The sequence below is a fragment of the Kouleothrix sp. genome, from assembly GCF_046328425.1.
Lineage (GTDB): Bacteria > Chloroflexota > Chloroflexia > Chloroflexales > Roseiflexaceae > Kouleothrix.
On the sequence record NZ_JAXLWP010000004.1, the window covers coordinates 133,187 to 155,728 of the forward strand.

Annotated in this window: 16 protein-coding genes; 5 read left to right on the top strand and 11 right to left on the bottom strand. The window is 68.3% G+C overall.

Features of this window, described 5'->3' with window-relative positions; translation table 11 throughout:
- Positions 1 to 26: 26 nt before the first annotated feature.
- The 11 genes from U0177_RS03415 to U0177_RS03465 form a co-directional block, all read right to left on the bottom strand.
- Positions 27 to 1,217, bottom strand: coding sequence for an AI-2E family transporter (locus U0177_RS03415; protein WP_409569187.1), 1,191 nt, complete (start codon positions 1,215 to 1,217; stop codon positions 27 to 29).
- A 170-nt stretch (positions 1,218 to 1,387) separates the two neighbouring features.
- Entirely contained in the window at positions 1,388 to 1,645 is a 258-nt protein-coding gene (gene minE / locus U0177_RS03420; protein WP_409569188.1) for a cell division topological specificity factor MinE, read from the bottom strand.
- 55 nt (positions 1,646 to 1,700) lie between these two features.
- Complete coding sequence (gene minD / locus U0177_RS03425) at positions 1,701 to 2,513, bottom strand: septum site-determining protein MinD (RefSeq protein WP_409569189.1); 813 nt, start codon at positions 2,511 to 2,513, stop codon at positions 1,701 to 1,703.
- Between the two features lie 248 nt (positions 2,514 to 2,761).
- On the bottom strand, positions 2,762 to 3,418 hold the full coding sequence (minC, locus tag U0177_RS03430; protein WP_409569190.1) for a septum site-determining protein MinC: 657 nt from the start codon (positions 3,416 to 3,418) through the stop codon (positions 2,762 to 2,764).
- A 228-nt stretch (positions 3,419 to 3,646) separates the two neighbouring features.
- On the bottom strand, positions 3,647 to 6,334 hold the full coding sequence (locus U0177_RS03435) for a penicillin-binding transpeptidase domain-containing protein (RefSeq protein WP_409569191.1): 2,688 nt from the start codon (positions 6,332 to 6,334) through the stop codon (positions 3,647 to 3,649).
- A 123-nt stretch (positions 6,335 to 6,457) separates the two neighbouring features.
- Positions 6,458 to 6,997 (bottom strand): rod shape-determining protein MreD, encoded by a 540-nt coding sequence (gene mreD / locus U0177_RS03440; RefSeq protein ID WP_409569192.1) that lies wholly within the window; start codon positions 6,995 to 6,997, stop codon positions 6,458 to 6,460.
- Entirely contained in the window at positions 6,970 to 7,836 is an 867-nt protein-coding gene (gene mreC, locus U0177_RS03445; protein WP_409569193.1) for a rod shape-determining protein MreC, read from the bottom strand. The genes mreD and mreC overlap by 28 nt, the downstream gene beginning before the upstream one ends.
- A gap of 369 nt (positions 7,837 to 8,205) precedes the next feature.
- Positions 8,206 to 9,285, bottom strand: a complete 1,080-nt coding sequence (locus tag U0177_RS03450) for a rod shape-determining protein (RefSeq protein WP_409569194.1) — start codon at positions 9,283 to 9,285, stop codon at positions 8,206 to 8,208.
- Between the two features lie 203 nt (positions 9,286 to 9,488).
- Positions 9,489 to 9,974, bottom strand: coding sequence for a response regulator (locus U0177_RS03455; protein WP_409569195.1), 486 nt, complete (start codon positions 9,972 to 9,974; stop codon positions 9,489 to 9,491).
- 6 nt (positions 9,975 to 9,980) lie between these two features.
- A complete protein-coding gene (locus tag U0177_RS03460) occupies positions 9,981 to 11,387 on the bottom strand; it encodes an ATP-binding protein (protein WP_409569196.1) in 1,407 nt (468 codons plus the stop codon).
- The gene (locus U0177_RS03465; protein ID WP_409569197.1) at positions 11,384 to 14,743 is read right to left on the bottom strand and encodes an adenylate/guanylate cyclase domain-containing protein; all 3,360 of its coding nucleotides are present in this window, start codon (positions 14,741 to 14,743) and stop codon (positions 11,384 to 11,386) included. The genes U0177_RS03460 and U0177_RS03465 overlap by 4 nt, the downstream gene beginning before the upstream one ends.
- Positions 14,744 to 14,861: 118 nt before the next feature.
- On the opposite strand from U0177_RS03465, the gene U0177_RS03470 reads away from it, so the two are divergent.
- From U0177_RS03470 to U0177_RS03490, 5 genes are all read left to right on the top strand, one after another.
- Positions 14,862 to 15,905, top strand: a complete 1,044-nt coding sequence (locus U0177_RS03470; RefSeq protein ID WP_409569198.1) for an ABC transporter ATP-binding protein — start codon at positions 14,862 to 14,864, stop codon at positions 15,903 to 15,905.
- The gene (locus tag U0177_RS03475; protein WP_409569199.1) at positions 15,902 to 17,368 is read left to right on the top strand and encodes a stage II sporulation protein M; all 1,467 of its coding nucleotides are present in this window, start codon (positions 15,902 to 15,904) and stop codon (positions 17,366 to 17,368) included. The genes U0177_RS03470 and U0177_RS03475 overlap by 4 nt, the downstream gene beginning before the upstream one ends.
- Positions 17,369 to 17,522: 154 nt before the next feature.
- Complete coding sequence (gene rplI, locus U0177_RS03480) at positions 17,523 to 18,023, top strand: 50S ribosomal protein L9 (RefSeq protein WP_409569200.1); 501 nt, start codon at positions 17,523 to 17,525, stop codon at positions 18,021 to 18,023.
- A gap of 193 nt (positions 18,024 to 18,216) precedes the next feature.
- Positions 18,217 to 20,739 (top strand): replicative DNA helicase, encoded by a 2,523-nt coding sequence (gene dnaB / locus U0177_RS03485; protein WP_409569201.1) that lies wholly within the window; start codon positions 18,217 to 18,219, stop codon positions 20,737 to 20,739.
- 135 nt (positions 20,740 to 20,874) lie between these two features.
- Complete coding sequence (locus U0177_RS03490) at positions 20,875 to 22,542, top strand: hypothetical protein (protein ID WP_409569202.1); 1,668 nt, start codon at positions 20,875 to 20,877, stop codon at positions 22,540 to 22,542.

Here is a 22,542-nt window from a genome sequence, read left to right on the forward strand (position 1 = left end):
GTGTCTCCTTTGCGTGTTCGGTGCGGTTACGAGCGGCGCTTACGCAGCGGGCGCGACACCAGCGGCGGCACGGCGGTTTTGAGCGCCTGTGCGCCGCGCCGCGGCTGCGGCGGCGGGTCGGTCAGGTCGGGCAGCTGCACCTCTGGCGCGTCGATCAGCTTGCGGTACAGGTAGCGCAGCAGCAGCCGCGCCACCGCCACCACCGGGATGCCCACCAGCAGCCCGAACGGCCCGGCGATGGCGCCGCCGGCCAGGATCGCGAACAGCACCAGGATCGGGTGCAGGTGCACCGCGTGGCCCATCACCTGGGGAATAATGAAGTTATCTTCGGCCATGCGCAGGATGAAATACGACAGGCCAACCACCACCGCCAGCAGCAGGTGGCTCCAGCCGAACGGCGTGGTGGGCTGCAGCACCGCCACCGACACCGCCAGGCCCGCCGCCGACCACGGCCCGATCAGCGGGATGACCTCGAGGATGCCGCTGGCAATCGCGATCACCAGCGCGTAGCGCACCTGCAGCAGCGTCAGCACGATATACGTCAGCACCGACATGATCGGGATGAGCATGAGCGTGCCGCGGATATAGCCGTTGAGCGTTGCGTCGACCTGGTGGCCCAGCGCGCGGATCTCGGCGCGGTAGGGCGCCGGCACCAGGTGGTACATCCAGTCGGTGATCTGCTCGGCCTGCAGCAGCAGGTAGAACGTGACGATCAGGTAGGTGATGAACAGCAGCACGCTTTCGAGCGCCGTCACCACCAGGTGCGGCACCGTGGCCGGCAATGTGCTCGCCAGGTCGGTGAAAAAGGCGTAGATCGGCTGCTCAAGCTCGCGCAGGTCGAAGGTCACGCCGCCCAGATCCCAGATCTGGTTCGCGGTGATCAGCTTATCGAGCTGATTGCTCATGGCCGGCAGCTGCGCCACCATATCGCCATACTGCGACGCCAGCAGCGGGCCGATGGTGCTCACCAGCGCGTACACCAGCGCGCCGACCAGGATATACAGCACGAGGATCCACAGCGCCCGGCCAATGCCGGTGCGCCGATTCAGCCAGCCGATCAGCGGGTTGAACAGGTAGGCTGTGATCGTCGCGGCGACAAAAGGCGCCATTACCGCTTGGGCTGCCCAGATCAGCACGATCAGCAAGCAGATGATCAGGGCCACCGCGATGAACTTTGCAGTTGGCGACAGCCGGATCGGTTTCGGTTCGACGCTCACGGTACACCTCGGCCACAGATAAGACAACGCCCCCGGTAACTGCCGGGTGGCGCTGAAGGGTTATGTGCCAGGGCTATTGTACCCGATCGCGAGCGCAAAAAGAAGAGCCTGGCACGGCGCGGTGGTTAGCAATTGAGTCAGCGGCGGCGGCCGTTCCGCTGACTCTTTGTTCAGGTTGTGCGGCGCAGCGGGATGTCGGCTTTCAGGTGATCGCTCGACTCGCCGCGCATGAGCGAGACTTCGATCTCGCCCGGCTCGACCGAGGGCACATATTTCGCGATCACCGCCGAAAGCTCGGCCTTCAGCTGCTCGAGCATGTCGGGCGTGAGCTTGACGCGATCATGCACCAGCACCGTCAGCAGCCGATCGCGCGCCACGTCCGAGCTCCGATCGCGCTTGCCGCTAAAGAGTGAGTTGAAAAAGCCCACGCTCGTCTCCTTATAGTTGGACGAATCGCCGCCTGGCGAGGTTGCAGTTCCGCGCCTAGCGCTCGCTGCCGCGCGGCCGCCGCCCGAACATGCCGAACAACCGGTCGATCACGCCCTGCTGCTCTTCCAGCACCATAAACGGCACCTGCTCGCCCTTCAGCCGCCGGGCGATATCGGAGAACGCCCGGCCGGCCAGCGAGGTGCGATCGAGCACCGCCACCTCGCCACGGTTGGTGGCCGTGACAATTGTTTCATCGTCGGGCACCACGCCCACCAGGTCGATCGCGAGGATCTGTAGTACATCCTCGACGCTCATCATTTCGCCACGGCTGACCATGCGCGGCTTCAGGCGGTTGAGGATCAGGCGCGGGTGGCCCTTCTCGAACGCCTCGACCAGCCCGATGATCCGGTCGGCGTCGCGCACGGCCGACACCTCGGGCGTCGTGACGATCACCACCTCGTCGGCGCCGGCGATCGCGTTGCGGAAGCCCGCCTCGATGCCGGCCGGGCTATCGAACAGCACGTAGTCGAACTCGGCGCGCAGCTGGTTGGCCAGCGCGATCATATCATCGGGCGACACCGCGTCTTTGTCGCGCGTCTGGGCGGCCGGCAGCAGGCACAGATCGGGGAAGTGCTTGTCTTTGATCAGCGCCTGGCGCAGGCGGCAGCGGCCCTCAACCACGTCGACCAGGTCGTAGACGATCCGATTCTCGAGGCCCATCACTACGTCGAGGTTGCGCAGCCCAATATCGGCGTCGACGACGGCGACGCGCAGGCCCTGCATCGCCAGCGCGGTGCCGAGGTTGGCAGTGGTGGTGGTTTTGCCTACACCACCCTTGCCCGATGTAATAGTTATGACGCGCGACATAGTTCCTCCGAAGTTGTGAGTTTTTAGTGCTGGGATGTACGCTGCTCAGCCCTTAATCCATACATCATAACCACACGAGCTACGCGGTGACCTAGCACGCGGGCTGATTCTGCCTGTGGCAGCGAGGTACTTCCAATCTTCTGTGCTCCAATGTCGGCGCAGATCGCCGACATTGGAGCAGCTTACACGAAAAAGTACCGCTCTGGCGAAGGCAAAAACACCCACGGCGTACGCCGAGTAGCTGGCGGCTACTTCCTATAGGCATCCCAGGCTTCGACGTTAATCTGCTCGTTTTCGACAAACGCCACCTCGGCGTAGCTGTTGGCGCCGCCCTCAGGCGAGCGCGCGATCAGGTCGGCGATGCGCAGCTGCATTGGCGCCAGCTCAAGCGCCCCGATGATCGCCGCGCGGTCGCCCAGCGCCCCGGCGTGAACCATGCCGCGCAGCCGCCCCCAGACGATCACATTGCCGCCGGCGATGATCTCGCCGCCGGCATTCACATCGCCCAGCACCGTCACGTGACCGTGATGCCGGATGACCTGGCCCGAGCGCACGGTGCGGGCGATGAACCCGGCCTCGCCGCGCTCCTCGGGCTCGGGGGCGCGCGCGAGCGCGCGCGCGGCCAGCCCGGCGGCGCGCGCGGCGCTGCGGCTCTCGCGGGTGGTGGATGCCAGCGCCTCGGGGCGCACGCCGTGCTGCTGCATCAGCTCGAGCAGCATACCCAGCTGCGCGTCGCTCAGGGCGCGCTCGCCAATGTCGACGATGATCTGGGCGCCATGAAAAAAGTTCGCGCCCTGGCCGAACTGGCGGCGGAGCGCTGCGACAACTTCTTCCCAGGCGGCGGCTTCGTCGAGCTGAAGCCGCAGGCCGTCTTTGCTGCCTTTGATCGCGATCAGGTTGCTCATAGCTTTGGCATCGCACACATGTTGTGATCGGTAGTGTTTATGATACCACACGCCGTCAAGTGTTTCGCGGCTTTTCCAGCGAACATGCCGGTTTCTTATCACATGTCGCACAGGTAGTCTGCCGAAAACCCATGCAGCGGCTGGCATACAAGCAGGCCGCAGGCTCCTGGCAAATGCGGCGGCATGCCGCGCTTGGGAAGGCGCGGGGGCGGCTTCGGCGCCTAGCGGCTAGCGCCCGCGGTCGCTCAGCCGGGGCGCGGCGCTCGGGTCGGCGCGCGGCGGCAGCGGCGGAAGATCGCTCTGGCAGCCGGGCGGCAGCGGGCTAGGCGGCGTAATGTTGAAGTACGCCTGCATGATCTGTGTCACCGCCGGAACCGCGATCGTGGCCGAGCCGTCGCCGAGATCGCCCGAGCCCTCGACCAGCGCCAGCACCTCGATCTGCGGGTTGTCGTAGGGCGCAAAGCCGACGAACCACGAGTGGCTCTGGCGCACCGGCAGGCGCGCGCGGCCGTTCACCGGCGTCAAGCTGATCTCGGGGCCAAACTCGGCCGTGCCGGTCTTGCCGGCGATCTGCAGGCCCGAGCACGCATCGCGCGCGGCGACATTCGGCCCTTCGGTGACCGAGCGGCGCATGCCCTGGTGCACCACCTCGAAGTAACCGGGGTCGATCGGGATGCTGCGCACCACCTCAGGCTCGATCTTGCGCACCGGGTTGCCGCGCGCATCGGTGATCTCGCGCACCAGCTGCGGCTGGTAGAGCGTGCCGCCATTGGCCACCGCCACGCTGCCGGCGATCAGCTGCAGCGGCGTGACCTCAAGGTCGCCCTGGCCGATCGCGGCGTTGTACAGGTCGCCGGTGGTCCAGGCTTCAAGCTTGGCCTTCTGCTTCCAGGCGGGCGTGGGCACGCGCCCAGCCAGCTCGCCCGCCAGCTTCACGCCGGTCTTCTGGCCCAGCCCGAACAGCGCCATGCCCTGGGAGAAGCGCTGGTCGTTCAGGCCGGCGGGGATGTTCTTCTGCGCATCGGTAAGATTGACAACCTGCTCTTTGTTGCCGCCGACCACCGACATGAAGAAGATATTCGACGAGTGCATCAGCGCGTCGGAGACGTTGATGTCGCCATAAGGGCGCGATCCGGCGTTGCGGTAGGTTTGGGTTACGCCCGGCGCGAAGCGGTTTTCGACCACCAGCGTGCCGGCGTCGTGGATGCGCGTCTCGGGATTGATCACGCCATTCTGCAGCGCCACCAGCGCGTCGAACTGCTTGAGCGTCGAGCCGGGCGGGTACTGCAGCTGCACCGCGCGGTTGAGCAGCGGCGTCAGGCGGCGGTTCTCGGGGTTGCCCAGGTCGAGCAGCGCCTGAAGCTCAGCGCCACGGGCGCTATCGTTCCAGATGTTGTTATCGTAGGCCGGCCAGCTAGCCATCGCCAGCACGCGGCCAGTGTTGACCTCCATGGCGATCGCCACGCCCGAGCGTATCGGCTTGTAATCGCGCTTAAAGGCGAACTGGCCGGTTTGCGCTAGGCGCCGCCGCTCGCTGACGTCGATCCAGTTCCGCAAGATCTGCTCGACCTGGCGCTGGAATGGCGCGTCGATCGTCAGCACCAGGTTATCGCCGTCGTGCGTGGGCTGCACCACCGCCGGCGCGCGCACCGGCCGGCCGGCCGCATCGACGAGCAGGCTATCCCAGCCCATCTGGCCGCGCAGCTCGTCTTCGTAGCTGGCCTCGAGGCCGCCCTTGCCGATGCGATCCTGGTCTTCGAGGTAGCGCGGCACGCCAAGCTCGTCGGGGCGGATCTGCTTGGTGACAATTCCACACTCCTCGGCGTGGCCGATCGATTCGAGCAAGCTGCCGACCCACGATCGGGCGCTGTTCTGGCGCACCAGCTCGCACTCATTCACGCTGCCGATGTAGCCAAGCAGGTGCGAGAACGACTGGATCTCGCCGCTGAGCGGGTAGCGGCGGCGGTAGTCCTGCTCGATCACGACGCCGGGCAGGCTGGCGGCATTCTCGCGCAGCACCAGCGCCAGCTCACGCGGGATATCTTGCTTGATTGGCACAGTCTGGTAGCCAGGCACATCTGCCTGGGCCACGCGGTCGGCCAGCGGGTTGGCGAGGCGCAGCGTCTGGGTATAGACTGCGCTGAGCTTCAGCGCGTTGCGGATGGCCGTGGGCGGCACCAGCAGCTGGGCCCAGCTGCTCGGCGCGGGGCGCGCCACCGCCGCGAGCGCGCTAGCGCCAAGCAGCCGGCCGATATCGTCGCGCAGCGCGGCGTCGCTGTCGAGGCTCGCCGAAGGCGAGATCACCAGCGTGGCGCTGGTGGTGATCACGTCGCCCGACGCAAGCGTCACCGGCACCAGATCGGGCGTAGGCGTGCCGGCGGCAGCGGCGCGCCGCGGCATGGCGAAGCTGGCGACGGGGCGGTGCAGCGCCACCAGCTCGGCTGCGCCGGCGCGCTGGCCCGGCGCGAGCGCGAGCGTCGCGGGCGGGGTATAGCTGAAGCGTTGGGCCGCGCCCACGCTAGCGGCGCCGAGGCCGCCCAGCAGATCGGCGTGCAGCAGCGGATCGTCGAGCTCAGCGGCGGGCGAGATCGTGAGCGTATTGGAGATACCCAGCAGCTGGCCGAGGCGGCTGAACACCTCGGCGCGCTCGGCGGGCTGGGCCAGCGCTGAAGGCAGATCGGCCGGGCGGATCGACACCGTGTAGATCGGCACGCTCTCGGCCAGCAGCGTCTTGCCGTCGGCGGCGAAGATCTCGCCGCGCATGGGGCGCACCGGCAGAAAGCGCAGCGTGCGCGCGCGGCTCGAGTCGCGGTAGCGATCGGCCTCGTCGGGGGCGATCTGCAGCTGATAGAGCCGGCCGATCAGCGCCACCAGAATAACGAGAACGAATAGCCTTGGCAGGATCAAGCGATTCATTATGTCACTCTTTCTGGCAGGTAGTGGCCGCCATACTCGTGGCCACCACCTGCCAGAAAGAGGGTGCGCGAAGGGCTACGCCCGTTGCACTGCCCCTTTTCAGACACGTTCTTACGCCCCCTGCTAATACACATCAATCGGCACCTCGCCGCGGCGGCGGCCTTCAAGCCAGCGCATGGCCAGAAACAGCGGCAGCGCGGGGATCAGCATGAGCATCGTGGCGGGCAGCAGCACCACCGGCAGGTAGCTGCCCAGGCCGACCGGCGCCACCAGCAGCGACATGAGCAGCACCAGAGTGGCGTGGTAGGCTAGCGCGCCGAGCGCCACGCCCAGCAGCGGCAGCAGCCAGTTATTGCGGCTCAGCCAGGCCAGCGGCAGCGCCGCCAGCAGCACCGCCGCCAGCATGGCCAGCGCGTGGCTGCCGAGCGCGCTATCGGCGAAAAGGTCGAGGCCGAGCCCAGTGTAGAAAGCCCAGCGCGCGCCGCTGGCCGGGCCGCTGATCAGCGCGTGGCAGATCACCACCAGCAGCAGCACATTAGGCGCCGAGCCAAACACGCGCGGCAGCAGCGTAGCCTGGGCCATCGCGCCGGCGAGCAGCACAAGCGCCAGCAGCAGCTCGCGCGCGATGCGCTCTTCTATTCGCCTGGACTGAGCAGCACCCATACATATGTCACTCGGTCGGGGTCGACAAACGGGCGCACGTCGGCGCTCTGGGTATGGCCGTCGAGCTGAACCTGCTCGACAGTGCCGATCGGGATGTCTTTGAGGATCGCCGCGCGCGGCAGCTCGGCATCAAACTGGGCGCTGAGCCCGGCGGTAAACACCACGTCGCCCTGCACCAGCGGCTGCGCCCGGTCGATCGCCTCGAGCTTGAGGCGCGAGCCGATCTGCCACTGGCCCTGCACCACGCCGGTCGCGACGGTGTTCTGGTGGTAGAGCTTGGCGCTGACGGCGCTGCTGTAGTCGGTGATCAGCAGGACACTGGCGCTGCGCGGCCCGGCCTGCTCGACCACGCCGATCAGCGCAGGCGGGCTGCTGCCCTCTTGCCCAAGCACGGCCATGCCGGGCCGGACGCCCTGCTCGGCGCCGGCGTTGAGCATTACCAGGCGCCGGCCGCCGTCAGGCGAGCGCGCGCTGACATCTGCGCCCAGCAGCTTCCAGGCGTGCTGCTTCTCGATCCGCAGCTGCGTTTCGAGCTGGTCGAGTCGCAGCTTCAGCTCCTGGATCTGGATGTTTTCGGCCTTGAGCTGGCTGTTCTCTTGCTCGAGCGCGGCGACCCGATCGCGCAGCTGCTGGGTATCGGCGATGCTCTGGCCGACGCCGCCGAGGCCATCGCCGAGGCGGCGTAGCGGCTGCACCAGCGGGGTGATCAGCGTTTGAAGCTGCGCGCGAAAGGGCCCCAGCAGGCCGCCCTGGTCGAGCACCAGCAGCAGCAGGGCGAGCACCAGCAGCGCGGCCACCAGCGTCAGCGAGCGGTAGGGTGATGGCCGAGGGAGGCGCATGGAGCGATTGCGAGCCGAGTCACGCATAGCGAGTTTGAGGGTTTGAGCGGTGAGTTTGGAGCTATGCACCATCGCTAGCTCGGGCTCTGCGCTCAGAACGTAATTAGTAGGGCTTGTGCGGCGGGGTTCGGGGCGGCTTCACCACCCCGAAAACCTCCTTTTTGGCCGATCGCAGCCACCGCAGCGACCTCTCGCGAGGCCCTGCTATTTAAGTGACGCAGTGGCCCGCATCGTGCGTCGATGCTGAAGCGACACTGCACTGGCGATCTTCTTGTAGTGCAGATGTTGGCGCGGGGCTGCAACATCTGCGCGCTCGAAACGAGAAAAGAGCGCTCTGGCGAAGGCAAAAACACCCGCCGCGAAGGCCTACTATTTATAGCGAATGCGCCGGCTGCGCTGGGTGCTATTGAGAATATCGCGGTAGATCGGGTTGTGAAACTCTTCGACCATCTTGCCGGCGCCACGAGCCACGCACGAGAGCGGATCTTCGGCGATATGCACGGGCATTTTCGTCTCGGCGGCGATGCGCCGGTCGAGGCCGTGCAGCAGCGCGCCGCCGCCCGCCAGCATGATCCCGTGCTCCATGATATCGGCCACCAGCTCGGGCGGCGTCTCTTCGAGTGCGGCGCGCACCTCGGCTACGATCGTGTTGACCGGGCCGGAGATACCGTCGCGCAGCTCGACGCTCGAGACCTCGACGGCTTTCGGCAGGCCGGTGAGCAGATCGCGGCCGCGCAGCACGACCTTGATCTCTTCGTCGAGCGGGTAGGCGCTGCCGGCGGCGATCTTGACCTTCTCGGCCATGCGCTCGCCGATCAGCAGGTTGTACTCGCGGCGCGCGAAGTTGACGATCGCCTCGTCGATCTCGTCGCCGGCGGTGCGGATCGAGTGATTGATCACAATGCCGCCAAGCGAGATCACCGCCACCTCGGTGGTGCCGCCGCCGATATCGACGATCATCGAGCCCATTGGCTCATCGACGGGCAGACCGGCGCCGATCGCGGCGGCCATCGGCTCTTCGACGACATACGCGTCGCGGGCGTTGGCGTTGAGCGCCGCGTCGCGGGCCGCGCGCATCTCGACCTGCGTCACGCCGGAGGGCACGCCCACCACCACGCGCGGGCGCGGCGAGATCACACCAAACGAGCGATCGTGCGCCTTCTTAATGAAGTGCGTGATCATCTTCTCGACAACGTCGAAGTCGGCGATCACGCCATCTTTCAGCGGCCGCACCGCGATGATATTTGCAGGCGTCTTGCCGACCATCGCCTTGGCCTCGGCGCCTACCGCCTTGACCTCTTTGGTCTTTTTGTCGATCGCCACGACCGACGGCTCGCTAATCACGATTCCCTTACCGCGCACGTGTACCAGCGTGTTGGCCGTGCCCAGGTCGATGCCCAGGTCGCGGCTGAATGCCCCAAACAGTGAGTTCAGCGGATTGATCGCCACAGGCGTATCCTCCACCCAGATCAGGATGTGCTGGTGATCGGGGCGCGTAAATGATATGTCAAGCGAATTTGCGCCATTATACCATATGTTGCGATCCGGCTTATCTGACAGCTCTATGACACTAGCTACGCGGTGTCCCCGCGTGGGAGGCTTGGAGGGCTTGCGCCCCCGAACCCCCACCGCAACAACTCGTGTCAATGGCACTACAGCAGCGCGGCGAGCTTCTGCACCAGCTCCTCAAGCTGCTGGCGCTTGACCAGATCGGCCATGTGGCGCACCAGCACGGCGGCTTTCTGCGGCTTGGGCACGATCGCGTGGTACACCGGGTCGCCCGGCAGGTCGGCATCGGCGGCGGCGCGGCGCAGGTCGGCCTCGTCGAGGCTGCTGTACGACACGCGCTTGATCTGGCGCAGTCGCGGCTGCTTGCGCATTTCGAGCGCCAGATCCAGGCCGGTGAGCTCGCCCGACAGGTGGTAGTCGATCACCGCAAGGTCGGGCAGCGGCTGCGCCGGGTCGTTCAGGCGGGCAAGCGCCTGGCGCGCGCTGGCCTTCAGCTCGACTTTAAAGGCGCCATAGCTGGCGAACAGCCGCGTGAGCGTAAAGGCCGTCTCGGTGCTATCTTCGACAACCAGCACCAGCAAGCCTTGCAAGCCGATCGGCGGCAGGTCGGCGGGGGCGTGTTCGGCCATATCTGTTCACCCTTCCGCATGTGCCCGCGGCAGGCGCAGCGTCACGGTGGCGCCCTGGCCAAGCCCGGGCGAGCCGATGCGCAGTGTGCCGCCGTGGAGCTGCATAATACCAATGCTGAAGTTCAGGCCCAGGCCGGTGCCCTCGAGCGCGGCGCCATCGGCCACGCGCGCGAAGCGCTGGCCCAGCTGGGCGAGCTGCTCGGGCGCGATGCCGGGGCCGTTATCGCTGACGCGGCACTCGACCCACTCGCCGGCCGGGGCGATCGCCACCACCACCTGCCCGGCGGCGTTGTCGTCGCGCACCGTCGAATACCTGATTGCGTTATGCAGCACATTATAAAGCACGCGCGCCATGCGCCGCCGATCGCACCAGACCGGCGGCGTGCCCTGGTCGGCCTCGACCGCCAGCGTGCAGCCGAACATGCGGCAGGTGACGTCGAAGCGCTGGGCCACCTGCCGCACGAGCGCGGGCAGGTCGGCCGCCGCCAGGCTAAGCGTGAGGGTATTGCTGCGCAGCCGGGCGGCGTCGAGCATATCGTCGAGCAGCGCCGCGACGCCGTCGAGCGCGGCGCCGACGCTGGACGCGCCCGGCTGGTACGCCGCCGGCGCCACGTGCGCCTCGAGCAGATCGAGCTTGAGAATATCGAGCGCCGAGATGACATCGTGCATGCCGTGGCGAATATCGTGGACGGCCGCCTCGGTCTCGTGCAGGCGCGCCTGCATCCAGCGCTCGAGCTGGGCCTTGGCCGCGGCAAGCTCGGCGTTAGCGCTCTGCAGCGCGGCCTCGGCGCGGCGGCGCTCGGCCAGCTCCTGCTGGGCGGCGCTGTACAGCCGAGCATTCTCAAGCGCCAGCGCCATCTGGGCGGCGGTGAGCTCCATGAGGTGGGCGTGGCGCTGGGTAAAATGGCCGGGCGCGCCGTGCAGCAGGTTCAGGATGCCCAGCAGCTGGCCGCCGCGCAGCAGCGGCACCGCCAGCGCCGAGCGAAACGAGTATGGCTCGTAGGGCAGCGTGAACCAGCGCGCGTCGGTTTGCGTATCGGCGATCAGGCCCACCACGCGCTCGCGCGCGACCCAGCCCGAGAGCCCGCGCTCCATCACGCTGCCGATGATCGCGCGGCGCTGCTCGACGGTGGCCCTGCCGCGCGTGAGGATGCTGTCCACGACAGCGCCCGCTTCGTCGAGCAGGAACAGGCTGCCGTTGCTGGCGGCGGTAAGCCGGATAGCCAGCGCGAGCATCTTCTCGAGCGTCGCCTCGATCATCGAGGCATCAGGCGCCGAGCGCGCCACCGCCACCAGATTTTCAATCAGCTCGTGCTGGGCCGCGAACGCGGCGGCCTGGTCGCGCAGCTCGCGCAGCTCGTGCTCAAGCGCCGCGCCGGTCGCAGGCGGATCGTCGTGCTCGGTTTCGGTCATGCTGTCGCCTGTTCGCTTATGCGCGGCGCGCCGACAATGCCCAGCCGCGCGAATACCACGCTCAGCTCGCGCGCCAATGTCGCGCCGCGCAGCGGGTCGCCGTGCGCGACCTCGTAGCGCGCCAGCGCCTCGATGCTGCGGGCGCGCTCGTGGGGCATGCCCAGCTCGGCGAACAGCCTCACGCTTTCGGCGAAGCATGCCCGCGCAATCGGCTGGGGCAGCGAGCGCGCAAGCACGATCGGCGCGGCATCGAGGGCCACGCGCCCGGCCGGCAGCGCAGCCAGGTAGCCAAGCGCACGCCAGGCCAGCCCGAGCGCCGCGCGGTCGCGCCGCGCGGCGGCCAGCTCAAACGACTGCCGCAGCGCCGCCAGGCCGGCGGCCACGTCGCCGTGGCCGAGGCAGGCCTCGGCCAGCCGGCAGTACACCCGCGCCAGGTCGGGCCAGCCCGAAGACTCGCCGATCTGCAGCGCCTGGCGCAGCAGATCCACGGCCTCGCCGGAGCGGCACAGCAGCGCCAGCGCGCCGCCGAGGTTCGCCAGCGACAAAAACTCCAGCTCAGGGTCGTTGATCTCGCGGGCGATCGCCAGCGCGTTGTCGAAGTGCTCGGCCGCCAGGGCGTACTCACCGCGCGCCTCGTGCGTCTGGCCAAGGTTGTTGAGCGTACCGCCAACACGCAGCCGGTCGCCAAGGTCGCGGTGCAGCTCAAGCGCGCTGCGCATCGACCTGGCGGCGCTCGGCAGCTCGCCGGAGGCGCGCTGGATCACGCCGATCAGATTCAGCGCGCGCGCCATCTCGCGCAGCGCGTCGTGCTCGGTGGCCAGCAGCAGCACCGCCTCGCCCAGCCCCAGCGCGGCCTGCGTCTTGCCGAGCTGAAACAAGCACCAGCCCTGGAGCAGCAGAGCCATGGCCAGCTCGGTCTGCGCCCCAACCGCCTGAGCGATGCGCTCGACCTGGCCGGCGCTTTCGAGCGCGGCGGCGTGGTCGTTCTGGCGCTCGCGAACCTCGGCCAGGCCATACCAGGCGCGCGCTTGGGCCACCGCGTCGCCGGCTAGCTCGGCGGCGGCGCGCATCGCGGTGAAGCCGGCCGCGGCCTCGCTGTAGCGCCCCTGCCACAGCAGCATCTCGCCCAAGCCCTCGTAGGCAGCGGCGCGGCGCATCGCCTCGGCCACATCGCCACCGTCGCCCTCGGACAGCAGCGCCAGTACCCGGCGGAAGTACTCAAGCGCCACGTCGGGGGCGTAGAGCGCCTGGGCCTGGCGCGCCGCGCGGGCATACCAGTCGGCGGCGCGGTCGCGCTCGTCGGCGCGCTCGAAGTGCTCGCCGATCAGGCCGGCATACTCGCCCACGCGCTCGCCGCTGCGCTCGATCAGCCACTCGCCGGCCTGCGTATGGTACTGGCGGCGCTGGCGTTTCAGCACGCTGTCGTACGTCACCTGGTGCAGCAGCGCGTGCTTGAACATATACTCCTGGGTGCCGGCGAACGACGACGCCGGGCGCAGCAGCGTCAGGCCCTTGGCCCGCAGGGCTTCGAGCTCGCGCAGGGTGCGCATGATGCTGGCGATATCGCGCGTCGCGCGCAGGTCGCGCTGGGCGCTGCGCCCGGCCCGGCCGTCGGAGGCCAGCCGCTCGGCCGCTGCGTCCCAGAACACCCGCCCGATCACCGAGGCGCGCTGCAGCGTCGCGCGCTCCTCGGGCGGCAGCGCGTCGATACGCGCCTGAAGCACGCCGGTAAGCGTGGGCGGCACGCGCGTCTCGGCGAGCCGGCCGACCTCAACGCGCCAGCCCTGCGGGTCGATCACGATCACGCCGTCCTCGATCAGCATCTTGATCAGCTCCTCGAGGTAGAACGGGTTGCCCTCGGAGCGGCCGATCACCAGATCGACCAGCTCGGCCGGCGTGTGCCGAACCTGGCGCAGGATCTCGGCCACGAGGTGGCGGCTCTCGGCCTCGTTCAGCGGCCGCAGCACCAGGCGGGTGTGCGCGGGGCTCTCGCCGCCCCAGGCCGGCCGGCGCTCGAACAGCGCCGGCCGCGTGAGGATGATGAACAGCATCGGCAGCTGCTCGCAGGCGCGCGTGAGGTACTCGAGCACCTCGATCGAGCTGTCGTCGGCCCAGTGGATGTCTTCCAGGCAGATCAGCACTGGATGGGCCTCGGCGGCGGCGGCAAAAAACTGGGCCAGGTAGAGAAAGGCCCGGTCGCGCAGCTGGCGAGCGTTGTCGAGGATGCCCTGCAGCTGCGGGCTGGCCGAGAAGTCGAAGCCAAGCAGGTGGCCGATAAACGGCGCGCGCTCGGCGCCGCCCGCGCCCATAAAGCTCACAATGCCCTGCTCGAGCTTCTGGCGCGCCTCGGCCGCGCGGTCGCTGTCCTGGATCTGAAAGCGGAACTCGAACAGGTCGCGGATCAGCGCGTAGGGCCGGCGGCCCGGCTCCTGGCCGGCGCGGCCGCGAAACAGCCACACCTGGTCGCGCTCGCGGCTGCCCCATTCGAGCAGCTCTTCGAGCAGGCGCGATTTGCCCACGCCGGCCTCGCCCACGATCGTCACCACCCGCGCGTGGCGCTGCTCGCGGGTGGCGCGCAGCGCCTCCTGCAGGGCGGCCAGCTCGCCGTCGCGCCCGATCAGCGGCGTCTCGATGCCCTGCACGCCACGGCCAAGCGTTTCAAACGTGCGCGGCAGCGCGCCGCGCACCTCGTACACCTGGATCGGCTCGGCCTTGCCTTTCACCGCCAGCGGCGGCAGCGGCTGGAAGTCGAACAGGCCGCGCACGTGGCGGTGCGTGGCGTGCGAGATCAGAATGCCGCCAACCGGCGCGGCGTGCTCGAGCCGGCTGGCCAGGTTCACGGTGTCGCCCACCACCGCGAAATCTTCGCCCTGGCGGCCGCCCAGGAAGCTCACCACCACCGGGCCGGTGTTGATGCCAATGCGCATGGCCAGGCGTATGCCGCGCTCGCGCTCAAGCTCGGCGTTCAAGTCGGCCAGCGACTGGTGCATGTCCAGAGCGGCGCGGATGGCGTGCTCGGGGTCGCGCTCGTTGGCGGTGGGGATGCCGAAGATCGCCATCACCGCGTCGCCGATGAACTTCTCGATCCAGCCGCCGTGGCGGGTGATCGCCGCCGAGAGGCGGCCGAAGTAGGCGCGGATCACGTCGCGCACATCCTCGGGGTCCATCGTCTCGGCGGTGGCGGTGAAGCCGGCCATGTCGGCGAACAGCACCGTCACCAGCTTGCGCTGCTCGTCGAGCGCGGCGAGCTGCTGGCGCAGCGGCGCGAGCGCCGCGTCGGTCAGCGCGTCGCCGAGCGCGCCCCGCTGCGCCTCGATCGCGCCAATGGCCTGTTCGATATCTTCACGTTTTGGCATACATCCCGCCTGGCGATCCGGCCGCGCCGCTATTATAGCGCGTTGCGAGCGCCGCCGCCGCAACCCTGCTATACTGAAAGACAAACATCGCCGCATCGCTACCGCACAGGAGCCGCCCATGATCGAAGCCGAGCAACTGCATAAAATCTTTGGCACCTTCCAGGCCGTGCGCGAGATCTCGCTGCGCGTCGACGAGGGCGAGGTCGTGGCGCTGCTCGGGCCAAACGGTGCCGGCAAAACCACCACCGTGCGCATGCTCGGCGCGATCCTGCGCCCCAGCGCCGGCCGCGCGCGCGTCGCCGGCTACGACGTGGTGGCCCAGGCCCGCGAGGTGCGCCACGTCGTCGGGCTGCTCACCGAGTTCCCCGGCCTGTACCACCGTATGCGCGCGCTCGAGTACCTGGCGTTCTTCGGCGCGCTCCAGGGCATGAGCGCCCGCGCGTGCGCTAGCCGCGCCGAGCATCTGCTCAGGCAGTTCGGCCTGTGGGACGCGCGCGACAAGCGGCTCGACAGCTACTCCAAGGGCATGAAGCAGAAGGTCGCGCTGATCCGCGCGCTGATCCACGACCCGCCGGTGCTGTTCCTCGACGAGCCAACCACCGCCATGGATCCGCACAGCGCGCGAACCGTGCGCGACGCGATCGGCGAGCTGCGCGCCGCGCGCCGCACGATCCTGCTCACCACCCACAACCTGGTCGAGGCCGAGACCCTGGCCGACCGGATCGTGGTGGTGCGCGGCGGCACCGTCGTGGCCGAGGGCACCCGCGCCCAGCTCACCCGCCAGCTGCTCGGCGACCCGATCTGGGAGCTGCGGCTGGCCGCCCCGGCCGAGCACCTGGCCGAGTCGCTCGGCGGCCTCGCGCCGGTCGAGGCGCTCGGCGACGACTGGGTGCAGTTCCGCTGCACCGATCCCGCGCGCGTCAACCCGCTGATCGTCAGCCGCCTGGCGGCGCGCGGGCTGCCGATCGTCGGCCTGGCCGAGCTGCCGCGCAGCCTCGAAGACGTATACCTGAGCATCGTGGCCGACGAGCGCGGCGAGCGCGGGGCCTGGAGCGCCGACGGCGACAATGCGCCAGGCCCGCAAGGCGGCGGTGAAGCAGCTGATCCCGCTGCCTCACTCTCCGAAGATCTGCTTGTCGGAGACAAGGAGGTGCAGCAGTGAGCATCAGCGCGATCCGCACAATCACCTGGCGCGAGGTCGGCGACACGCTCACCGACTGGCGCATCCTGGCGCCGATGTTCATCCTGGCGTTTGTGCTGCCGCTGCTGCTGGTGAGCGCGGCCAACTTTGCCATCCGCTTCATCGCCGACGACACCACCGTGCCGCTGCTGGTGCCGTTCGTGATGCTGCTGGTCGGCTTCATCCCGGCGTCGTTCTCGCTGATCACCGCGCTCGAGACGTTCGTGGGCGAGCGCGAGCGCAACAGCCTCGAGGCGCTGCTGGCCATGCCGATCTCCGATGGCGCGCTGTACCTCGGCAAGCTCGCCTCGTCGCTGCTGCCGCCGCTGATCTCGGCCTTCACCGCCATGGGCGTGTTCTGCACCGCACTGTGGCTGGGCTACCCGCAGCTGTTCGCGCGCGGGCTCACCGCCGAGTACATACTGGTGATCGTGCTGCTGATCACCGCCAAGGCGATCGTGATGGTCGCCAGCGCGGTGATCATCTCGAGCCATACCACCAGCGTGCGCGCCGCCAACCTGCTGGCCAGCTTTGTGCTGCTGCCCACCGCCTCGGTGGTGCAGCTCGAGGCCATTCTGATCATCGGGCGCACCGCGCGCGCCTGGGCGGTGCTGTGGCTGATTGTGCTGCTGCTCGCGGTGATCGCCATCGCGCTGATCCGCACCGGCATGGGCGCGTTCAACCGCGAGGAGATTTTGTCGCGCGAGCACGAGCAGCTGAACCTGCGCCAGGTCGGCCGCACCTGGATGACGTTTTTTCGCGAGTACCGGCCCGCCGGCGTCGCGCCCGAGGCCTACGCACACCAGCGCTTTTCGCCCGGCCGGTTCTACCGCCGCGAGCTGCCGGCGCTGCTGCGCGACTACCGGCTGCCGATCGCGGTAGCGCTTATCGCCGCGCTGGGCGGGCTGCTGAGCGGCGGCTACATCGGCAGCACCTACCGCGTGCGCCCGCTCGAAGCCTACCTCGAAAATATCGGCCGCGCGCCGGTGCCGAGCCTGGGGCTGGGGCTGGGGATCGCAATCAACAACATGCGCGTAGCCGCGCTCTCGGGGATCTTCTCGCTGTTTGTGTTCGGCGTTTTCGCGTTTCTGGTGCCGGCGGTGGCGTTCGCGCAGATCAGCTTTGTGGCAGGGTCGCTGGCCGGCCGCGGCGGCAGCTGGCTGGCGCTCGGGCACGGCAGCCCGCTGCAGTTCGTGCTGGCCTACGTGCTGCCGCACGGCATTGTCGAGCTGCCCACGGCGATGCTGGGCGCCGCGCTGGGCCTGCGCGTCGGCGCCGCGCTCATGGCCCCGCCGCAGGGCTTCACCGTCGGCCAGAATATCTTGTGGTCGCTGGCGCAGCTCGCCAAAATGTGGCTGTTTGTGCTGGTTCCGCTGTTCCTGCTGGCCGGCCTGATCGAGGGGCTGATCTCGCCGCTGGTGATTGTGGCGCTCTACGGCGCCTGAGGCGCCGCTGCGATGCCGCGTTGACGCGCGCGCCGCCCCTATGGTATCATAGCCTGCACTGTTAACCGCGCAGCCGAGTGGCTGCCTACTCCCTCTGAGCCGGTAGCGGCGCCACGCCGCTACGTCGTGGGTTGATGAAGGAACGACCAGGAACATGGGCAACAAGATGAAAGTCCTGCTGGTGCAGGACGTCGACAAGCTCGGCAAGTCGGGCGATGTGAAAGAAGTGTCGGGCGGCTACGGCCGCAACTACCTGCTGCCGAAGGGCTTCGCCGTGCTGGCCACCAAGGGCCAGGTGAAGCAGGCCGAAGAGCGCCTGGCCGCGCAGCAGAAGCGCCAGCAGGCCGCCCGCAAAGACGCCGAGGCGCTGGCCGCGCGCATCGCCGGCCAGACGCTGCGCTTCACCGCGCGCGTCGGCGAGCTCGACCGGCTGTATGGCTCGGTCACCAGCGCCGATATCGCCGAGAAGCTCCGCCAGCAGACGGGCGTCGAAGTCGATCGCCGCAAGATCGACCTCGACGAGCCGATCAAGCGCATTGGCATCTACCCGGTCAAGGTGCTGCTGATCCAGGGCCTCGAGCCGCTGGTGAATGTGGTTGTCGAGGGCGAGGCCGGCTCGATCGAGCTGCCTGCCGACCCGGACACCGCCGAGTAGAGCGCACGGCGCTAACCTAGCAGCGCTAGTCGTTCGCCGCAGCGGTGGACAACTAGCACAGACATGCGATAATGTGTCACACCCGCAGCGCGGTGTGGCACATTATCGCGTCTAAGGGCCATGTGGATAACTTTGGGGACGAGCTGTAGATGAGCTGCGTAGAGCTTGGGCATAACTGGGGAAAGGCACGTGCATGACGCACCCTGAACTGCCGCACAACATCGAGGCTGAAAAAGCGACGCTCGGCTCGATCCTGCTGAACCGCGAGGCGATCGTCGCGGTGGCGCCATGGCTGGTTGCCGAGTTCTTCTACATGGAGCGCCACGCCCAGATCTACGAGGCCATGCTGGCGTGCTACAACGCGCGCATCCCCCCCGACACGCGCACCGTCTCCGAAGAGCTGCGCCGCCGCGACCGGCTCGAGGCGGTCGGCGGCGTGGCCTACCTGAGCGACCTCGTCGATACCGTGCCGACCTCGTACCACGTCGAGTACTACGCGCGGATCATCGAGCGCACCGCGCTGCTGCGCAAGCTGATCAGCGCCGGCGGCAAGATCGCCGCGCTCGGCTACAACGAGCAGGAAGAGCTCGAAGACACGCTCGACAAGGCCGAGCAGACCTTGTTCGATATCTCGCAGCGCCGCGCTACCCAGGATTTCGTGCCGATCAGCCAGGTGATCGACAGCTACTACGAGCAGATCAACTACCTGCAGGAGCACCGCGGCGAGGTGGTGGGCGTGCCCAGCGGCTTCCGCGACCTCGACGAGATCACCGGCGGCCTCCAGCAGTCCGACCTGATCATCCTGGCGGCGCGCCCTTCGGTCGGCAAGTGTGTGGCGGCCTCGACGCTGCTCGACGACCCGGCCACCGGCGCGCGCCTGACGATCGAGGAGTGCGTGCGCCGCAAGCTGCCGGCAGTGCTCGGCATCGACGACTTTGGGCGGGTGCGGCCGGCCCAGGTTGCAGCCTGGGTCGACAGCGGCGTCAAGCCGTGCTTTCGCGTGCGCACCCGGAGCGGGCGCAGCCTCGACGCCACCGGCAACCACCCGCTGCTGACCGCGCGCGGCTGGGTCAAGGTCGAGCATCTCGCGGTCGGCCAGTCGATCGCGGTGCCGCGCGCACTGCCAGTGTTCGGCGCCGACGAGTCCTGGCCGCTCGCGCAGGTGCGCCTGCTGGCCTACTTGCTCGCCAAGGGCAGCCTGGCCGCCTCGTCGCCCGGGTTCACCAGCGCCGACGCGGCGATCGTCGCCGACTTCAGGGCCGCCGTGGCCGAGCTGTTCCCCGGCTGCACCGTGCGCCAGCGCGCGGGCACGTACTCCGTAGCGCGGCCGGGGCGCGGCGGCCCCAACCCGGTCTACTCCTGGCTCGCGCCGCTTGGGCTGCAGGGCAGGCCGGCGCGCGAGAGGCGCTTCCCCGGCTGCGCATGGACCTGGAGCAAGCGCCGCCTGGCCGAGTTCGTGCGCGCGCTGATGAGCTGCGCTGGCTCGATCTACCTGGTGGCCGGCCTGCCACGGATCGAGTTCACCGTCGCCTCGCAGCCGCTCGCGGCCGACCTCCACCACGCCTTCGTGCGCTTCGGCCTGGTCGCGCGGCTATACCAGGCTAAGGCGGGCGCCTGGCGCGTGCAGATGACCGACCCCGACTCGGTGCAGCGCTACCAGCGCGAGATCGGCTGGATCGGCGAGAAGGCCGAGCGCTTCGCCCAGCATACCCACGCGCTGCCGCTGCGCCTGATCAACGCCGGCCGCCCGCCCCAAGCAACCTGGGAGCTTGCGCGCCAGGCCAGCCAGCCGCACGGGCTCCCACCAAGCGAGCCAACCCGCCCGCACACCCAGCGCAGCCTTCCGCGCTCGCGGCCGGAACCCTCGGCGCAGCCGAGCCCGCAGCCCAAGCAGGCCGCCGGCCCCGAGATCTTCTGGGATCCGATCGTGGCGATCGAGCCGCTCGGCGAGCAGCAGGTGTACGACCTGACCGTGCCCGACGGCTCGAACTTCATCGCCCAGGACATCTACGCGCACAACACCTCGTTTGTGCTCAGCCTGGCCTACAACATCGCACTGCGCCACCAGCGCAACGTCGGCATCTTCAGCCTCGAGATGAGTCGCGACCAGCTGGTGCAGCGCCTGCTGGCGATGGACTCGCGCATCGACACGCACCGCCTGCGCACCGGCCACGTCGGCGAGGCCGAGCTGCAGGTGGTGATGAGCTCGATGGCCCGGCTGGCCGCGGTGCCGATCTATATCGAAGACACGCCCGGCCTCAGCATCATGGAGGTGCGCAGCAAGGCCCGGCGGCTCCAATCGCAGTATGGCGTCGACATTGTGATCATCGACTACCTGCAGCTCATGGCCGGCCGCCGCAGCGAAAACCGCGTCCAGGAGGTCAGCGAGATCTCGCGCGGGCTCAAGGCGCTGGCGCGCGAGCTGAACGTGCCGGTGATCGCGCTCTCGCAGCTGTCGCGCGCGGTCGAGGGCCGCCAAAGCCACGTGCCAATGCTGAGCGACCTGAGAGAAAGTGGATCGATCGAGCAGGATGCGGACATCGTGATGTTCATCTACCGCGAGGAGCTGTACGACCCGAACACCGACAAAAAGGGCATTGCCGAGCTGCACATCGCCAAGCATCGCAACGGCCCGATCGGCGTGGTGCCGATGCGCTTCGACGCCGCGACAACGCGCTTCGACGACCTGACCTACCGCACGCCCGAGGGCTACTAGCGTTCGATTATCCGCCGATTACACATACGGCACAGATTACTTTTCGCATAAGCGACCGAATCTGTGTCATCTGCGTAATCGGTGAATTGCCCAATTTCCATCAATTGTCGGGCTAACCGGCGTATAATGGAAGTAGTGCCCATACGCAAAGGCAACCAGGCCATGATCTCGCAGACCACCACAACCTACTCCGCTGCCACGCCCTCGCGCCTGCCCGAGGCCGCGCTGCGCGTCACCGGCATGGCCCGGCTGGTGCTGGTGATCAACCTCGGCAGCTTCGTGCACCCCGCCGACGCCGACGAGTTCCGGCACCGGCGCGGCTCCGAGGCGTTCGCCGAGGCGCTGCGCGGGCTGCACCCCAGCGCGCCCTTTGGCGCCGACGACGACACCCGCACGGTCGAGCGCGACGCCTACACCCTGCGGATCTTTCGCTCGCGGCTGATGCACAATCACTTCTTCCCGACATACAAGATCGCCTGGGACAGCAGCATGCGCGAGCGAATGCTGCGGCTCGGCTGTACCGATATCGGCCACTGGCAGCGCTGGGCCGGGCGCATCCGCCTTTCGCGCAACGGCCTCGCGGTGATCACGCTCGACCAGGCGTTCGAGAATATCTCGCTGGTGGCCTGCACCGAGCAGATCCTCGAGCTGCCCGCGCACGGCGAGCAGCCGCTGGCCCACGACCAGTGGTCGATCGCCATGAGCATCCTCGAGGCCTTTCTCGACGCGATCGGGCGCACGATTGCGCTGCCGGGCGACGATGCGCCGCGCGCCATCCGCTTCGCCACGCCCCAGCAACTGCCACATACTGTCCGGCTCGATCGCTATGTCGTCTACGCGTTCCGCAAGATCGAGCGCGACGGCCGGCTGGTGGCGCCGCACGAGCTGAAGCGCGACTACGCGCCCATGCTGGCGTCGTTCATGGAGAGCACGCTGGTCGAGTGCGACGGCGAGCGGCGCTTTGCCCACCACGCCGAGCAGCCGGCACACGCCCTCATGCAGCGCGACGCGTCGTCGTGGGAGGAAGAGCTGTGCCTGCTCACCGGCGAGAGCGCGCTGCTGTACTACCCGCTGATCGGCCGCGGGCTGGCGTATGTCGGCGGCGAGCTGGGCCTCGACGCGCGCGCCTACGGCGCCTACTGGGCCGGGATCATGCGCGGCATCGAGCACCTGGTGGCGTTTCGCGCCGAGGCCCAGCAGGCCGAGCGCCGCACCACCGCGCTGCTCGGCCAGGTGCCGGGGCTCACGCGCAAGATCAACGACGGCCACCTCAGCGCCGACGATCTGATGCTGCTCGACCACCTGGCGGCCGGGCTTTCCGATATCTTCGACAGCCTGCCCGAGCTGCGCAGCATGGCCGTCTCGACAACCGCGTTCAGGGCCGACTTCGCGCGCCGCAAGTTCGACGCGCTGCTGCGCGAGCTGGCGATCGGCGAGACGCTCGACCTGGTGAATACCAATGTCGAGCAGCTGAACTTTTTCTTGTCGTACTACAACGACATGCGCCTGCAGTGGCAGGGCATGCGCACAAACAACCTGGGCATCGTGCTCGGCGTGATCGTGCTGTTCATGGCCGTGTCGTCGTTTCTCGCCGACACCTTCAGCGTCGTCGACCGGCTGAGCGACCCGCAGCAGGATGGCTGGGTGATCCTGGCCTGGGTGCTGACCTTCGCCGGCGGGCTGCTGATCCTCGGGCTGGCGCTGGCGCGCGCGCGCAAGCAGCTCACGCGCCTCACAACCTGGCGCTGGCGCAGAGCCGAGGCCCGCAGCGTGCGCCCGGCCGACCACGACGAGAAGATCTAG

Excerpts from the sequence above, each read along its gene's own strand:
- minD (WP_409569189.1), bottom strand. The coding sequence starts at position 2,513 with ATGTCGCGCGTCATAACTATTACATCGGGCAAGGGTGGTGTAGGCAAA.
- minC (WP_409569190.1), bottom strand. The coding sequence starts at position 3,418 with ATGAGCAACCTGATCGCGATCAAAGGCAGCAAAGACGGCCTGCGGCTT.
- U0177_RS03435 (WP_409569191.1), bottom strand. The coding sequence starts at position 6,334 with ATGAATCGCTTGATCCTGCCAAGGCTATTCGTTCTCGTTATTCTGGTG.
- mreD (WP_409569192.1), bottom strand. The coding sequence starts at position 6,997 with ATGGGTGCTGCTCAGTCCAGGCGAATAGAAGAGCGCATCGCGCGCGAG.
- mreC (WP_409569193.1), bottom strand. The coding sequence starts at position 7,836 with ATGCGCCTCCCTCGGCCATCACCCTACCGCTCGCTGACGCTGGTGGCC.
- U0177_RS03455 (WP_409569195.1), bottom strand. The coding sequence starts at position 9,974 with ATGGCCGAACACGCCCCCGCCGACCTGCCGCCGATCGGCTTGCAAGGC.
- U0177_RS03460 (WP_409569196.1), bottom strand. The coding sequence starts at position 11,387 with ATGACCGAAACCGAGCACGACGATCCGCCTGCGACCGGCGCGGCGCTT.
- U0177_RS03465 (WP_409569197.1), bottom strand. The coding sequence starts at position 14,743 with ATGCCAAAACGTGAAGATATCGAACAGGCCATTGGCGCGATCGAGGCG.
- U0177_RS03470 (WP_409569198.1), top strand. The coding sequence starts at position 14,862 with ATGATCGAAGCCGAGCAACTGCATAAAATCTTTGGCACCTTCCAGGCC.
- rplI (WP_409569200.1), top strand. The coding sequence starts at position 17,523 with ATGGGCAACAAGATGAAAGTCCTGCTGGTGCAGGACGTCGACAAGCTC.
- dnaB (WP_409569201.1), top strand. The coding sequence starts at position 18,217 with ATGACGCACCCTGAACTGCCGCACAACATCGAGGCTGAAAAAGCGACG.